The sequence below is a fragment of the Brevundimonas sp. genome, assembly GCF_018608325.1.
Classification (GTDB): domain Bacteria; phylum Pseudomonadota; class Alphaproteobacteria; order Caulobacterales; family Caulobacteraceae; genus Brevundimonas.
On record NZ_JABAZW010000010.1, the window covers coordinates 15,117 to 31,097 of the forward strand.

At 58.0% G+C, this 15,981-nt stretch carries 8 protein-coding genes; 5 read left to right on the forward strand and 3 right to left on the reverse strand.

All coding sequences use genetic code 11. The features are described from left to right. Positions 1-288 (reverse strand): hypothetical protein (locus QZ281_RS00935; protein WP_292223568.1); only part of this gene is annotated, 288 nt, incomplete at its 3' end. Positions 289-336: 48 nt separating this feature from the next. On the opposite strand from QZ281_RS00935, the gene QZ281_RS00940 reads away from it, so the two are divergent. From QZ281_RS00940 to QZ281_RS00955, 3 genes are all read left to right on the forward strand, one after another. After that, complete coding sequence (locus QZ281_RS00940; protein ID WP_292223571.1) at positions 337-726, forward strand: hypothetical protein; 390 nt, start codon at positions 337-339, stop codon at positions 724-726. A gap of 161 nt (positions 727-887) precedes the next feature. Then, positions 888-2,009, forward strand: coding sequence for a mandelate racemase/muconate lactonizing enzyme family protein (locus QZ281_RS18180; RefSeq protein WP_363297150.1), 1,122 nt, complete (start codon positions 888-890; stop codon positions 2,007-2,009). After that, positions 2,006-3,325 carry an MFS transporter gene (locus QZ281_RS00955; protein ID WP_292223574.1) on the forward strand — a complete coding sequence of 440 codons (1,320 nt, stop codon included), beginning with the start codon at positions 2,006-2,008 and terminating at the stop codon, positions 3,323-3,325. The genes QZ281_RS18180 and QZ281_RS00955 overlap by 4 nt, the downstream gene beginning before the upstream one ends. Positions 3,326-3,516: 191 nt before the next feature. Here the strand turns inward: QZ281_RS00955 and QZ281_RS00960 are convergent, their stop codons facing one another. Next, positions 3,517-5,283, reverse strand: coding sequence for a hypothetical protein (locus QZ281_RS00960; RefSeq protein WP_292223577.1), 1,767 nt, complete (start codon positions 5,281-5,283; stop codon positions 3,517-3,519). 449 nt (positions 5,284-5,732) lie between these two features. Here QZ281_RS00960 and QZ281_RS00965 point away from each other — a divergent pair, with 449 nt between their 5' ends. Together QZ281_RS00965 and QZ281_RS00970 are read left to right on the forward strand one after the other, a co-directional pair. Next, on the forward strand, positions 5,733-8,741 hold the full coding sequence (locus tag QZ281_RS00965) for a TonB-dependent receptor (protein WP_292223579.1): 3,009 nt from the start codon (positions 5,733-5,735) through the stop codon (positions 8,739-8,741). Positions 8,742-9,171: 430 nt separating this feature from the next. Then, positions 9,172-11,805 carry a TonB-dependent receptor gene (locus QZ281_RS00970; protein WP_292223581.1) on the forward strand — a complete coding sequence of 878 codons (2,634 nt, stop codon included), beginning with the start codon at positions 9,172-9,174 and terminating at the stop codon, positions 11,803-11,805. Positions 11,806-12,937: 1,132 nt separating this feature from the next. On the opposite strand, the gene QZ281_RS00975 is transcribed toward QZ281_RS00970, so the two are convergent. Continuing rightward, positions 12,938-15,913, reverse strand: coding sequence for a TonB-dependent receptor (locus QZ281_RS00975; protein ID WP_292223583.1), 2,976 nt, complete (start codon positions 15,911-15,913; stop codon positions 12,938-12,940). Between the last annotated feature and the right edge of the window lie 68 nt (positions 15,914-15,981).

The window sequence follows — 15,981 nt, forward strand, 5'->3', positions numbered from 1 at the left end:
GGCCAAAGGTAACACCGTTCGGCCGTCCGAGCTCGCGCGCGCGAGAAAGAAAGGCGCATCCGTCGTGTCAGTTGCTTCACCGCCGATGCGGGCGCTTTCGGCGGTGGAGAGTACCTCAATCTGCTGTTCCTCGGCGACAAGGCGCCTGAAGACCGTCGACGGATCGCTGCCGCGAAGCTTGAGGAATTCACCGGCATTAGCCGAGACTATTACCTGTCTCATGATCTGAAGATCACTAAACAGGAATACCGTTTCGCCCTCTTCCCCGGCCAGGTTCTGGGTGAGCACGACGCACGCTATGTCGGTCCTGTGGCCGGGGGCGATCCATTCAGGGTCGTGACCAGCGGTTATGCGCGGACCTTTAAGGAATACCTGGACAAGGATCTCCATGCCGCCCAGGTCGGTTCCTACATCAACATGGACCCGATCGGCTTCAACGACTGGGATTGGGGACCTAATCGCTCTCCCTTCGGCAACTGGGATTTCACCAAACTGATCACCGGCGTGTTCGAGGCCAATCCGCGTTTCCACCTCATGGTTGCGAACGGATATTATGATACGCAAACGACGGTCGGGGCCATGGACTATCTGGTCAATCAATCGCCGTGGCCAAGCGACCGGGTGACATCAGCCTCATATCAGGGCGGCCATATGGCCTACACTGTTGAAGGCTCTCTGGAACGTCTCAACAACGATATTCGTCGCTTGATCGAGAGAAGTCGCTGAGCGTTGTTGTCTGGCTTCAGTATTGGCGGACACGCTCTGCACGGAATCGGCCGGTTTCCGATGTTCTCGTCTTATTAGTCCGGGTTGACGGAATGCGCATTAAGAGTGTGGACGCCTTTGCCATCGATGGCGGGGTGAACAGCTATCACCTGCTGCGGATTATGACCGACGACGGATGTGCGGGCTGGTCCGAGTTCGGCGACGGGCGGCCGCTTCCGGGTGTCCTGTCGCCGCTGATCGGCATGATGTGTCAACGCATCATCGGCTCTGATCCCCGCAACTGGCGGAGAATGGTGTCTGATCTGTTCGCTGAAACCCGCTTTGCTCAGCCCGGCCTGATAGCGCAGGCCATCGGCGCGTTGGAGAACGCCTGCCTGGACGTGTGTGCGCGACAGGCAGGCGTCCCCGTGCACGGTCTGTTCGGGGGCGCTCTCCGCAATCAGATTCCCGTCTATTGGTCGCAGTGCGGGATGCGCCGGGTCGGGCGGCCTGACCTTGTCGCCCGCCTGGGTGTGGAGCCCTTGAGGTCGCTGAAAGATGTTGAAGCCCTGGGGGCTGAGGTTCGGGCGCAGGGTTTTTCGGCGTTGAAGACCAAGATCATAAGCTTCGACGGACGCGGGGGCGGCGTGGTGCATATGCCGGGATTCGCGCCCGTGGGCGGCGGCCCAGCGCTGAACCTGACGCCAGCCCTGACGCGAAATCTTACAGATCTTGTCGCTGCATTTCAGAGCGGCGCGGGACCTGACGTCGAGATCATGCTCGACGTGAATTTCAACTTCCGGCCAGACGGCGTGTTAGCGCTGGCGAGGGGGCTTGAACCGCTGGGGTTGCGATGGATTGAGGCGGATATAAGCGATCCCGTGGCCTTGGCCGCTGTCAGGCAGGGAACGCGGACGCCGATTGCGTCTCTGGAATCTGTTTTGGGGCGGCGCGCGCTGTTGCCGTTTCTTGAGCGGCGAGCGGTGGACGTTGCGATTATCGACGTGATGTGGAACGGCCTGGCGGAAAGCCTGATGATGGCGTCGCTCGCTGATGCTGCGGACGTTTCGGTGGCGTGTCACAACTACACGGGGCCGCTCGCAGCGTTGATGAGCGCGCATTTCGCGTCTCTGCTGCCGAACTTGACGATCATGGAATATGAGGTCGAAGGCGCGCCCTGGAGAGACGAAATTCTGACCTCGCCCGTGGTGGTCACGAACGGATTGCTGCAACTGCCCGACGGTCCGGGCTGGGGCGCTGAACCGGACATGTCCGCGCTGGCCCGCTTCAAGATTGCGGCATGAGAAAGATCATGAAGAAGAATGCTCTCCATTCCGTCGCTTACGGTCGCTACGCGATATTCATCCTCTTTCTCGTGAGCGTGATGAACTTCGTTGACCGCCAGATCATGACCATTCTGGCGCAACCGATCAAAGCGGACCTGGGCCTGTCAGATTCTCAACTGGGGGTGTTGACCGGGTTTGCATTCGGCCTTGTGTACTGCTCACTGGGTATTCCCGTGGCCCGCCTGGCGGACCGGACCAACAGGGTCTGGGTGGTCGGCGCCTCGCTGGCGGTCTGGAGCGCTTTTACAGTGCTTTGCGGACGAGCGATGAGCTACCCGGCTCTGGTTCTTGCGCGCATGGGCGTCGGTGTGGGGGAGGCGGGCTGCATGCCGCCCGGCATGGCCCTGGTCACGGACTACGCGGAGAAGGGTAAACGTGCGTCCGCTCTGGCGTTCTTCGCTATGGGGACGCCCATCGGTACGCTTTTGGGCCTCGCTCTGGGGGGGATCGTCGCCGATATCTATGGATGGCGTACCGCGTTCCTGATCGCAGGATTGCCTGGGCTTCTGCTGGCTATTCTGGTGTTCGCAACGCTGCGTGATCCCAAGGGCGCGCTTCAGGCCAAAGAAAAACCTGCACCACAGCCGCGACTGAAGGACGTGTTCTCGCATTTGCGGAGCAAACGCGCTTTTTGGCTGTTGGCTTTTGCCGCCGCAGCCAAGGCTTTTGTGGCCTTTGGCCAGCAGCCCTTTATTGCGGCCTTCTTCTTGCGGGTTCACGGCGATGAGGTCGCCCATTGGGGGCAGATGATCGGGTTGAAGCCGATTGGCACCGTGGGCCTGGCTCTGGGACTGTTGGCAGGTGTCTTTGGCGCCGCGTCGAACTGGATCGGAGGACGGCTAGCGGACCGGTACGGCGCTCAGGATATAGGCTTCTACGCTATCCTGCCGGCGATTGCGGCCTTGGCGGCGATACCGTTCTTTTGCATCGCGATGTTGGTTCCTTCCGCTGTGACGGCCTACCTGTTCCTGATTCCCGGGAGCCTCTTGGGCGGCCTATGGTTTGGTCCAGTGTTGGCTGCAGTTCAGGGGCTGTCCCCCCGTGAAATGCGATCAACCACCACGTCTCTTTTCCTGTTTATTCTCAACATGGTGGGGATGGGGTTAGGGGCGGTCGCCGTCGGCTGCCTGTCCGACATCTTCAATCATGGGTTCCACCTGGGCGATGCAGATGGCCTGCGTTGGGCGCTTGTCGTGTCATCCCTGTTCGCTGTCTCCGCTGCGGTGCTGTTCTGGATGGCGCAAAAGCCTCTGCGTGTCGAAGTCATCGACTAGCTGGTGAAACGTCCGACTGTTGCTCGTCGTGTGGCTAGTGTTTTTGGATGTCTTCCTGCTGGATGTAAGACCGAAGTGAGCCCGTTGCTTCTGTTTAGCGCGAGGACGTCGAGGTTCAGCTATAAATAAAAATGGCCCGCGCGGATGCGCGGGCCATGGTGCGTTGAAAGATGTTCTGTCGCTGCGGTTCTTTAGAAGGCGCAATCTGCGTCGCTTTTCCCAGGCGCGCGCTCCCACATGTAGCCGGATAGGATCTCCCCGCGTGGTTTGTAGACAATCTCCTGGGCTTCGCCGCCGTCCCTTGTGAAGCGCACGGTCATGGATCTGCTCTGGTCTTCTTGCAGGTCGGCGTAACTGGTCGCGGACAGAATGACGTCGCCGTTTCTCAGACCTGCGATCTCAGCGACGCCGCCGGGTTCGACTGAACGAGCGATCTTGTCGCCAGCCAACGCCCTGTAGTCGAACCCTGGATCGAAGATGCGATAATCGTGCGGCTTGATCTGCAGGCAGGATCCAAAAGCGCTCTCGGGCAGCATGATGTTTTCACCGGCCGCCATCGTGGCATAGCTGCTGCGGGCCTCCGGACCGATTTCGGCTTCAACGAGCTCCAGAAACTGGTCGATGCCAGCAGGTTGGTCTGCGCGGTTTTTCTCGAGCATCGCCAGAACAATGTCGTCCAGACTGCGTCGTCCGTGGGTTCGGGCGCGGATTTCCGCGTCAACCTGAACCAGATAGATGAAGCCTCGTCCGTAGGGCAGTGTCTGGGCTCGCGGATCCGTCCAGAAGCGCTCCCCGGCTTCTGTATTGCTGAGGTGGCGAAGGGTGTTTGTATAGTAGGCGGATGCGCGCGCGTTTATTTCCTTCAAGAACTGCTCTGGGTCGATGAGCCCGGCGCGGTACGACAGGACAATCGAGTAGAAATCGGCTGCGCCCTCGCTGTACCAAGCGGTCTCGCCATGCTCCCCGCTCATGCGCGGCCAGTTGTGCACCATCTCGTGCGCCAGAAGACCCGTTAGAGCCTTCAACGATGTTGGGGCGAAATCATTGTAGCCAAACATGAAGGACCGGTTTTGCGCGGTCCCTCCGCCGCTGCGGTAGGGGTTTTTGCGAATGAAAACGCGGTAAGAGCCCATGTCGTCGCGGAAGAAATGCGACATGTATGCGTAAAGCGTCTCAATGGTCTGGCCCACAGCATCTGTGTCGAAGTTGGGCGTGCTCAGCCAATACATGGCGAAATCGCTAGGCTGCTGCTCCGGGTATCGTTTGAGGGGGCCTGCAGCATAGTAGGTGCCAGACAGAACAGACGCGGGCCCGTGGGCTTTCACCGCGCCATCTCCCAGCGACCAGGCGGCGCTAGAACCAGGCACCATGGCGCTCAAATCCCATGTCAGGCTGATGTCGTAAACGGTCGTGGTGTCGGGCAAGGCAAGGAACGTCAGGCCCGACCCATTGATCCCGCCAGCTTCGCGCCGCAGGTCGAAGAGAGGGCCCGGGCGCGTATTGGGACCAACTTCTCTCGGCTTGGCCTGATAGACGAGGATGACATCTCCCTGGGTCGCACGTGTCGCTTTCCAGTTTCGATAAACGCCTGACGGGGTCGGATCTTCGTCATGGAGCGTCAGCGGCAGCGCGCCAGCGGCGTCGAAGGCTTGTAAGGCGTCGCCGTCATAACGCGCCGTGGGAATGGAGGCGACAATGAGCGGCAGACGCGCCACGACGCCGCCCGCGTCGATGTTCGGACTCGAGATGCGAAGACGGACATCGACATGATCGACTTGTCCGCTCTCAGCGACTGGTTTGAGCTGAAGATCAAGCGTGGGGGTGGCTTGTGAACCCGCTGCAACCGCCCACAAGGGTGTGCCGGCTCCCACGACAAGCGCGGCGACTGCCCCGGCGAATTTAAGCTTCGACATGTTTTCTGAATCCTCCCGTTCTTTATTGGAGCGGGCGTTCGGCAAGCCGCAGCCTTAGCGGCAAGGCGGACGATCGTCGGGCGCCAGCCCTGAAGCGACAGTAACGCATGCGGGATTCTCCATTTATGCGTTTCAGGGCGGAACCTGGGCGCATCCGACATGAGCAATGCAGATGAGGCGCCAAACGCGACTAGGCGCGCTGTCGCGACTGCAGCTCCGATATCTCAGTTCGGGAGCTCGTCTAAAGCTCGACGGATTAGATCGTACGCGCTGGGAGCAGAATATCGTCCGCATATATATCCCGAAATGATCCTGCCATCGGACTTGATGATGTCGGGCGGGGCGAAGACAGGGGAGAGAACGCAAGGATAAAGCGCGCAGCTCGTGCCTATCATTTCACCCAATCAAGCCTGCCTTGGAGCGGGTCTGCTGACGGCTTCGGAGCAAGTCGGTGGGCCGTCCGGGGACAGAATAAAAGCTAGTGAGGGGAAAGAATGATGGTTCAATCGAAACGTGCACGCCTGTTGTCGACCACGATGGTGGCGGGACTGACGATCGCTATCGGGGCGGGGGCATGGTCAGAGGCTGCAGCGCAGTCGACCGCAGATGCCAGCCCCCAGGCCGATGGCGCAGAATCTGGAACCACAATCGACGACGTGGTTGTGACCGGCTCCCGGATCAGGCGATCCGACGCTGCTTCAGCCGCACCTGTGACCTTCATCAATCCGGAGGTTTTTGAAGAGCGAGGGCTGGTTCAGGCCGGGGACGCCTTAAATCAAGTTACATCAGCTGTTCCGAGCTTTGGCCAGGCTGACGGCATCGGCCGACCGGCGGGATCGGGCCAACAGTTCCCAAACCTGTTCAATCTGGGCGCTGGACGCACCCTGACCCTGATCAATGGGCGTCGGACGGTGACGACATCCACGGGGTTGGGCGATCGCATCGTGGACACCAATATCGTGCCTGTGGGCCTCATCTCCCGCGTTGATATTATTCAGGCGGGTGGGGCGGCGGTCTATGGTTCGGACGCTATAGCGGGCGTTGTGAACTACGTCCTGAAGACGGATTACGAGGGGCTGGAGCTGGATGCCCAATATGGCGTCTCCTCGCGAGGGGATAATGAAAAGCCCAGCCTGCGCCTGACCTACGGCAAGAATTTTGCGGACGGACGCGGCAATATCGCACTCAACGGCGAATGGTCGCGCACCCATGCCCTTTTTGATCAGGATCGACCTCTGACGAACCTGGCCCGCATCACCTATACAAATCCAGCTGACGGTGGGCCCAACGACGGCGTGGCTGCGCTGATCTCTGGGAATAACGCTACGCTTTTTCCGTTCTCGCCCAACGGACTGATCTTCACTACGCCTGCACCTGTGCCGCAGTTCATCCTGTCGAAAAACGGGGTCTATCAGCAGTTCGACGCCCGCGGCGAGTTGACGAGCTTTGACACTGGCAAGGTCGTCAGCGTGCCATTCGCACTTGGCGGTGACGGTCTCTCATACCGGGAGTTGGCTGCACTACGGACCGGCGTTGAGCGGCGGAACTTTAATGCGATCGGTCGTTATGAGCTGACTGAACGCGTCAAAGCATCGGTCGAGCTGCTTTACTCCAACACCGTCGCCAGAGACCCGTATGGTGCAAACGGTCCGCAGGTCTCGAACACCATTCTCAACTCAGCCGATAGCGGCATCGGCCCAATTGTCTTCTTTGCCAACAATCCATTTCTCTCTGAAACGGCGCGTGCGGGCATCATTGCAGCGCGACCGGCGTTCGGCGCCGGCTCTCCGCTTTTCCTGTCCAAGTTCTGGCGTGACCTTCTGCCGACACGGGAAGTCAAATACACAACTGACACCTGGCGCGCTTTGGCAGCCATTGAAGGCGACTTCGACTATGGCGGGCGACAGTTCTACTGGAGCTTGTCGGCGTCTCGAGGGGAAACATCGGCCAAGAAAGCCGGGTGGGGCGTGGTCACGGACAATTTCAATCGCGCTGTGAACGCTGTCGCGGGACCAGGCGGAACGCCTGTCTGCGCCGTCAATGTCGACGCCGTGACCTCGAACGACGAGCCTGCATGCGTCGCGCTGAACATCTTCGGTCAAGGAAATGTCAGCGCGGAGGCCCGAGACTACGTAACAACCGCCAGCGGTCAGAATTATCATAACTCACAGGACGGCATTCTGGCGACGCTGGGGGGCGATCTCTTCGCTTTGCCGGCAGGCGCCGCCAAGTTCAGCCTAGCCTATGAGTACAGGAAGGAAACAGCGAGGTTTGATCCGTTCGCCGCCGACCAGGCGGGCATCCTCGGGTCCAAGGTTGCTGTCGTGGCCACGTCCGGCCGGTTCGAGACGAATGAGGTCTCAGCTGAAATCGCGCTGCCGCTGCTTGGCGGCGACTTTAGTCTGCCCGGTATCAAGCGGCTTGATTTCGACGGCTCCTACAGGATCGTCGATCATTCAATCACAGGCGTCGAAAGTGTCTGGGGCGCTGGCTTGCAATGGGAAATCGGGGCGGGGCTCGTAATCCGCGGCTCCAAGAGCCGGAACTTCAGATCGCCTACGCTGGACCAGCTTTTTGCACCGTCACGAACGGCGCTGGCCGCTATACTTGTTGATCCTTGCGATGCTGACCGCATCAATGCTGGTCCTTCGCCGTCCACGCGTCTGGCTAACTGTAAAGCGCTGTTTGACGCCAATCCCGGATATGGTCCGCTTGAGACGTTCCAAGACCCGTCCGAGAATTTCAACAATGCCATGGTGACGAGCCGGGGAAATCCGGATTTAAAGAACGAAGTCTCGAACACCACGACGTTCGGATTGGTCTATCAGCCGACCTTTGTTTCTGGCTTGAGCCTGATCGTTGACCACATCTCTATTGATCTGGAAAACGGCCTGTCCGCCTTTCAGCCCCTTGATTTCATGGCGACTTGCTATGATTCAGCGACAACGGCGGCGTCGGTGTGCGAGACCTTCACGAGAGACGATAAAGGTTACATCGAGACGGCTCTGTCGACTACCTATAATGCTGGCCAAGTGGCCTACCAAGGCGAGGTCTACAACCTCAATTATCGCTTCAGGCTCGACGACGTGCTGGATGGCGTGAATCTTGGACGGTTCGATCTTAGCATCGAGGCGACGCATAACCGTAAGTTCGAGACTTCTGTTACTGGATTCGACCACAATCGTCTCGACGGTAGTGAAGCCATGCCGAAATGGGTTGGACGATTTGACGCTCGTTGGTCGCGCGACAAGCTAAAGCTATTCTATTCTGTAAACTATATGCCCAGAACGAACGTAACGGGTTATTCAACTATCGAAAACTCGGCCGATCCTGTGCTCCGGGCCAATGTTCGTCATAGCATATCCGGAGCTTATGATTTTGGAGATGTCACCGTTCGTGCGGGCGTATCTGATCTTACCGATGAGATGACGTCATATCCCAGTCGTTCGTTTGGAGATATTGCGGGTAGACAGTACTTTATAGGTCTGAATGCAAAATTCTGATCTGTTGTGGTGCTAACAATGATTAGAGCCGGATTGACTTGTTGTCGTTAAATCGGTCGTCGGTGATATCGTAGTAGTGAGTTTTTAATGGAAGATCGCGGAGTGCGCCGACAAAACGTCGCTCTGCGGTCTCGCATGGACGTGTTTGTTCGTGCGCCAGATAACCATCAATATTGGGTCTGATGATTTTTCCAAATATGTCGATTTACATCGACATATTTGATGACTGTATTTGTACATTTGCGATGCTTTCTAATATTTGTTCGTAAATTTGAAATAAATAATAATCGCTCTGTGGGAGGTCTTGGTGAGGCGTATGAGTGTTGGTGGTAAGTTCTCGGCCGTTCTTTGGGCCGGAGTGTGTGTATCTGCGTTGTATGGTCCGAGCGCGAGTGCCCAAGAAGCGCACGCGTCCGATGAGGCCAGTACAGTGGACGAAATCGTCGTCACAGGGTCGCTTTTGGGGCGGACGGACGCGAGTGCTTCTCAACCTGTTTCGGTGGTGGGCGCGAAAGAACTTATGCAATCCGGCAAATTATCCGTGTTGGAGGTCTTGAGAACCGTGCCGGCGGTGGGGACGGCAAGCTCTGGCCAAACATTCGGCATCGGCGGCGCCGGGGTGCAGTCAGTCAACCTGCGCAACGCGGGAAGTCGGCGAACCTTGGTGTTGGTGAACGGGCGCCGGTTCCCGCTTTACTCCGACATCAATGGCCTCTCTTCGCAGGACGTCAGCGGCATCCCTACGGCGATGGTGGGGCGGATTGAGATCTTGAGAGATGGTGCGGCGAGCACCTATGGCGCGGATGCAGTCGCCGGTGTTGTAAACTTCCTGACCCGTGATCGGTTCGAGGGTCTGGAGGTCAGCGGATATGGCGGTCTGTCTTCTCGTGGTGACGGTCAGTCATATCGGTTTTCCGCGATCCTGGGCCATCAGTTCGATCGAGGTTCAATCGTTGTATCGGCTCAGCAGCAGAGGCAGGACGACATCGCTCAGATCGAGCGCCGTTGGGCACGCGACGTCTATTCTTCTCTCGGGGGAGCATCTGGGATCACGCGTTCTGACAGTACGCCGGGCGGGGCGGTGCGCGGTACGGATGGAGCGCTGGTTGCTTGCTATCCGATAACAGGCGGCCAAAACATCGCGCCTTCGTGTGAGCGGTATGATACGGGCGGTGAAACATCACTCGTGGCCGGCTTCACCATCCGCAGTTTCGGCGGTGCTGCGCGGTACGATATTAGCGACAATGTTCGGTTGAAGGCTGATGTTTTGCTGTCGCACCGCGATGGCTTCCAGAGCCTCTCCGGCTTTCAACTTAACACTGCCGGTTTTGTCGGTCCGTTCAAGAATCTGGTCGTGCCTTCTACCAGCCCGAATAATCCGTACGGGCGGGATGTCTCGCTGAACTGGCGCATGAGCGATTACGGCTCGCGGCCAACACGAACGAGTGTCGACATGACGTTTGTGAGCGCAGGTTTGGAAGGCCGACTGCTTGATCGGTTCAAGTGGGATGTTTCTCACAGCGTGGGCAGGAACAGCACGCTTAGCGTGACCGACAATGGCGTGAACGCAGTTGCGCTGCGTGGCCTTCTCAACCCGGACATTTGCGCAAATGACCAGCGTTGCGCCGGGATCGGGGCAATTTCGAATCTCGATGATCTGCTGTCGAAAAAAACACGGCTGACTGAGGCTCAGAAGAATTATCTATTCTACGACCAGACGGCCAAGCTCGAGTTCACCAGCGCGCAGTCTTTGGCGACGATCAGCGGTCCAGTATTCACGCTGCCGTCCGGTCCAGTCATGGTGGCTATCGGCCTAGAGCACAGGAAGGAAACCGGCGAAGTCATGCCGGACGCCTTTACACAGTCCGGTGATGCTGCGTCGAACACGATTTTGCCGACGGACGGACATTTCTCGACGAGGGAGCTATTTACCGAGGCGACAATCCCGTTGTTGTCAGAAGTGCAATTCGCCCAGAATCTTGATCTCAATCTTCAAGGTCGGCATTCGCGCTTCTCTAACTTTGGATCGGCCAACATATACAAGGTCGGTTTGAACTGGTCCGTCAGCGACGAACTGCGTATCCGAACCTCATACGGAACCTCCTTCAGGGCTCCTGACGTCATCGAAGTCTATGGAGGCGGTGTCGCTGATTACGGCGGATATAACGATCCTTGCCGTTCAGATACTTTCCGTCAGAGTAATCCTGCCGTTGACGCAAACTGCGTTGCTCTGGGCGTTCCAAGCACCTTTAATCCTGGGAACACGATCCCCCGCTTGACGGGAGGGAGTCCTTCTCTTCAGCCTGAGCGTGGAAAGTCTTTCAATCTGGGTCTGGTTTATAAGCCAGGCTTCTTCGCCGGTTTTACGGCCGTTGTGGACTACTACGATCTGAGGGTGACGGATGCGATAGGGTCGATTGTACAAGACAATCTGAATAGCTGCTATCTCGATCCAAACCTGCGCACTCGTGCGCAGGACCCAAATGATATTTGTTTCACGTTTGCTTCGCGCAACTCCGATGGCACTCTTGCACGTATCCAGGCGCGGCAAACAAATATCGGGACATTTTCAACGTCTGGCGTGGATTATACCTTCCAATATAAGGTCGCTGGTGTCTTGGGGGGCGACGTCGATGTCAGTCTTTCGGGCGCCTATCTGATCAATGCGGATTTCGGGCGCGGCAATCTTGCCGGTCGTTATAACGAAAGTCTCGCTGGTTCTGTCAGTAATCCTCGCGTGCGGGGAAGTTTGACAGTCAACTATGACGCTGATCGTTGGGGGGCTCAAACCAGGGTGAACTATGTCAGCGCCATGAAGGACGCCAATGTAGGTATTTCCATACCGGTTGACAACTTCAAGAACTACTCTGGAACGCCATTCTATACGAGTATGGATGTCTTGGTTCGCTACGATGTTTCGGATTCTGCTCAGCTGACAGTAGGTGTGAACAACCTCTTCGACAAGGATCCGCCTTACGCGTTTAACTTCTTGAAAAACGCCCTGATATCGACGTTCGATGTCATTGGCCGGTTCGGGTACGTCAGTTTTACTCAAAAATTCTGACAAATCATGTGCGGCTCTAGGTGGGGCGATCTATAGTTGTTTCCGCCCGAATCTGGCCGTCTGAGTGACGGCCGTCCGCACTCGTTGATCGGCTGTCTCACCTCTGCGGCCTAGCCGCGAGGCTGACTGCAACAGGCCGTCCCGCTGCGCGACTTGAAACTTGCGCGGGACGGCCTGTTGCTCACACTGCGCTGAGAAACGTGGCCAGTCTAAGGGCTGGTCGCCGCAATCACACTGAAACATTTATGTTTGAGTTGTACTATTTCGACCATCGCGCTCCCGCACCCAAAATATCCCCCCCGTGCACAAAAAGCCGGGGGCGTTCTGCTGTGTGGTAATGATGATTTGGCGGCCGTAGAAGAGGTTTCTGTGTTCATTCTCCCTAAGCTGTAGAATGGACGATTTTATTAACGGGCAGGCTTGAGCGCAGCAGCGTCGGCCGCCTGATACGTCTCCATTGACGCGCGTGAGTAATCACCGTTGGTTTCTCGCCCTGTCTGCTCCCTATAGGCGGTTCATGTAGCCTGTTTTGTTGTCCTGAATGCAGGATCTTGATGCTTGACCAGTTCCTGATCATGCGGGCGTCGCAATCCTTCCGCAAATAGCCGCGCAGGAAGGGGCCCCCTTCATGACGAGAGCAGACATCACCGACGATCTGCGGCACGAAGCGTAAAGGGCTGGATATGCTGGCCAATCTGTCCCAGCGCGCGTCCAGCTTCGTTGCGTTATTTTCAGCATCTACGTCTGTTTCCGGCTGATACGGTACGCATTGTCCCTGCGACAGTTGCGGTGTCCTGCAGAGGTCAATGGCGCGCGGTTTCTATGGTCTAAAGTCGACCTAGTTTTCAGGCGAACGCGTTGGGTAGGATTTATTTTTGCTGGCAGGTATGCTGTCACTGAAATCAACTGCGAATGTTTACAAGTGGCGGTTAAAGAGTAGTCTATACGTGGGCCCCCAGATCATTTATATATGGTCGTTCGCTTGCTCTGAAACAGCCGGATTAGTGATCGCGTTGGCTGAAATATTGTATTGAACCTGCCTTCTCGGCGTCGATCCTAAAAGGAACGTTCGCATTTGCGAATGGGCTTGAAGCGAAGGCAGGTCCAATAATTATTTGTTTTACCGAGTAGATCAGAATCGCATTCGGACGCCCGTTTTGAACATCCGGCCCACCACGTCGTACATGGGGGATGCGGTCAGGCCATAGTTGAAGGCGAAACCATAGGGCGGCGTCACATCGAACAGATTGTTGACGTTGAAGAATACCTCAGCGTCTGCGCCGTAGCTGTTGAACTTGTACCTCAGGTTCAGGTGCGTATAGAGGCGGGCGTCAACATGGTTGTTCTCGATGGCGTTCGGCACATAGCTGGGGTGACCCGGTTCGAACGCATTGTTGTAACGCCCTGACCCGACATATCGGTTGGTGATCGTCATCTGGTATGGGCCGGTTGAGGCGAACCACATGACCTGTCCGGTCCATTGGGGCTGCTGATCCACCATGCTGCCGGTCGTGTCATATTCGACGCCGATGCCGTCAATCGTGGCGAATTGATCGACGTAGTTCAGGAACAGACGCGCCCCGACCGTCATCGGACCGTTCTTGAAGGGACTGGCGATTTCGCGGACGTAGTTGGCCTCGATGTCAAAGCCGGAAGTCTTCAACGCCGCGACGTTCAGATTGTTGACGTAGATGGAAATGATGCTGCCAGCAGAGTCCCGCACGATCTGGGAACAGAGGGCGCTGTTGCCCTGATGGCAGCGATCCACCGTGTTCTGGGCGCTGATGGTGCTGATCGCGTCGGCGATCTCGATGTCATAATAGTCGATCGAGCCGGACAGGCCGGGGATCAGCGAAGACTTGTACACCAGGCCCAGGGCGACGGTGTCGGCGATCTCCGGCGTCAGCTTGGCGTTTCCGCCTGTGTAGGTCTGGATGTTCACCGTCGCATTGCCGGAGGCGAACGGGTCGATCACGGAGCCTCGGCTCTGGCTGAAGCCGGTGAACAGCTCCGACAGACTGGGCGCTCTGATGTCTCTGGAACTGGTCGCGCGCAGCTTGAGGTCTGACAGGACGCCTGGCAGCCGGTAGTTCAGGCCCGCCTTCCACGTCTCAACTTGACCGCTGGTGTCGTAGTCGGTGATCCGCCCGGCCAGATCCAGGTTCAAGTCTTCCAGAAGGGGAATGCTGATTTCGCCAAAGGTTTCGATCACGCGTTGCTCGCCCTGATAGGGTTTGCTGTTGGCGATGCCGAAGTTGCCCGCGAATGAGTTGGCGTCGACCTTGGCCTCAACCTCTTCAGAGCGATAGGACACGCCTGCCGCCACGCCGACGGGGCCTGCCCATGTCGAGAAGGGCTTGCCCTGAATGCTGGCCTCCGCATAGCGCTGCTCATAGGTGGTCGCCAGGAAGTGCTCGCCCATGATGTAGGCGATGGCTTCAGCCGAGGCGTTTCCTACGCCAAAGATGTTCAGCGGCTTGCAGCCATTGCCGGGGTCCGTCAGCGTCGACCGGCAGACGATGGTTCCGGCAGCGATGCCTGCCGCATTGCCCGCGGGTGCAGCCACGACATCGGCCGCCAGATTGACCCGTCCCAGAGACGTGACGCCATTGGACGAGGTCAGCAGATTGTTGGTTCCGGTGCCGAGGTAGTCGTTTTTGCCCCAAGCGTAATAGGCATCATAGGTCCAGCCACGTCCGATGTCGCCGCGCAGGCCGATGGTGAAGCGCGTTGTCTCGTTGGTATTGACCGGAACGGTCACGCCGCCCCAGTCATAGTTGAAACGCCCGACATTCAGATAGTGGGGACCAGCCGCGTTCCCGCCGCCCGGCCCGGACATCTGGGTCTTGATGGTCGGGTCCAGATAGGGGTTGTCTGCGGTTACGGACAGCCAGGTCGTTGAACTGGTGCCGAAACGATAGGGCGGCACATTGCCCGTCGGCCCGATCTGGGCCTTGGCCTGTATGATGTCGGCGAAGACAGTCAGCTTGTCGCTCACGTCGTATTCAGCGCGTCCATAGAAGGAGAGGCGTTCGGACGGGTGCGTGGCCATGACCCCGTCGTAGATGGCGGCATAATCAGGATTGGTGGAGCCGATCGGCACGACCATGTTGCCGGTCGGATTGACATAGTCGCCGTAAACAAAGGCATGAGGCTTGCCGTCAGGGCCGAACGCCGTGCCGCGCAGGGCGCAGTTCGCGATATTGGCGCCGCTGGCCGTGCGGCATCCGTTCACCAGTCCGCCCGTCGACATATAGGCGGCGACGATATTACCGTCCGTCGCGATGTTACGGTACTGGCCGTTGGCCTGGGTGTAGGCGGGGTTGTTGATGATGCCCCCGCGCGCCTTCAGAAAGTCGCGGCTCAACATCTTCATGCCGTCTGACCAGTAGTATTCCGCAGATCCCACGACGCGCAGGCGATCATTCAGGAAGGCTCGACCAAAGGCGAAGTTGGCGGAAATCTCCTCGTTGTCGCCGTGTTGCGAGGCGCCGGTCACGATATCCAGCTTGGCGCCCTTGAACTTGGTGTCGACGATGAAGTTCACCACCCCTGAAATCGCGTCGGAGCCATAGGCGGCCGAGGCGCCTCCCGTGACCACGTCCACACGTGAGATCAGACTGCTGGGCAGGATGTTGGTGTCGACGATGCCGTTTCCGGTGGAGGGAATTATGCGCTGTCCGTTCAGCAGAATCAGGTTGCGGTTGGCGCCCAGGCTACGCAGGTCAAGCGACCCTTGGCCGCCGTTCTGACTGTTGTTCGCTCCGGCTTGGGCACCTCTCTGGTTGCGGAACTGCGGCAGTGCGCGTGAAATATCGACGATGCTGGTGATGGCCTGGGCGTTCAGTTCCTCAGTGCCGATGATCGTCGAGGGCGTCGGCGCCTGTTCGCCATTGCGGACGATGCGGGAGCCGGTGACGACGATGGAATCCACCTCGGCGGCTTCCTCCTGAAGCGTCTCGTCACCAAGCGTGTGCGATTGGGCGATGGCTCCTCCTGCCGACAGAAGTGAGAGGGCGGAAGCACTTGCGCAAAGTCCTTGAACCAGCCGTCGCCGCCTGATGGCTGAAGAGCCGACGGTCATGATTTCTGTAGTCTGATTTCCCATTGATCCGATCATTGGGTTCCCTCCTCTTCCCTCGGGTTCAGGCGGGTTGTTCCCGCCTTGTGCTCTCT

Coding starts and splice junctions, on each gene's coding strand:
- QZ281_RS00975 (WP_292223583.1), bottom strand. CDS start 15,913: ATGGGAAATCAGACTACAGAAATCATGACCGTCGGCTCTTCAGCCATC.
- QZ281_RS18180 (WP_363297150.1), top strand. CDS start 888: ATGACCGACGACGGATGTGCGGGCTGGTCCGAGTTCGGCGACGGGCGG.
- QZ281_RS00955 (WP_292223574.1), top strand. CDS start 2,006: ATGAGAAAGATCATGAAGAAGAATGCTCTCCATTCCGTCGCTTACGGT.
- QZ281_RS00965 (WP_292223579.1), top strand. CDS start 5,733: ATGATGGTTCAATCGAAACGTGCACGCCTGTTGTCGACCACGATGGTG.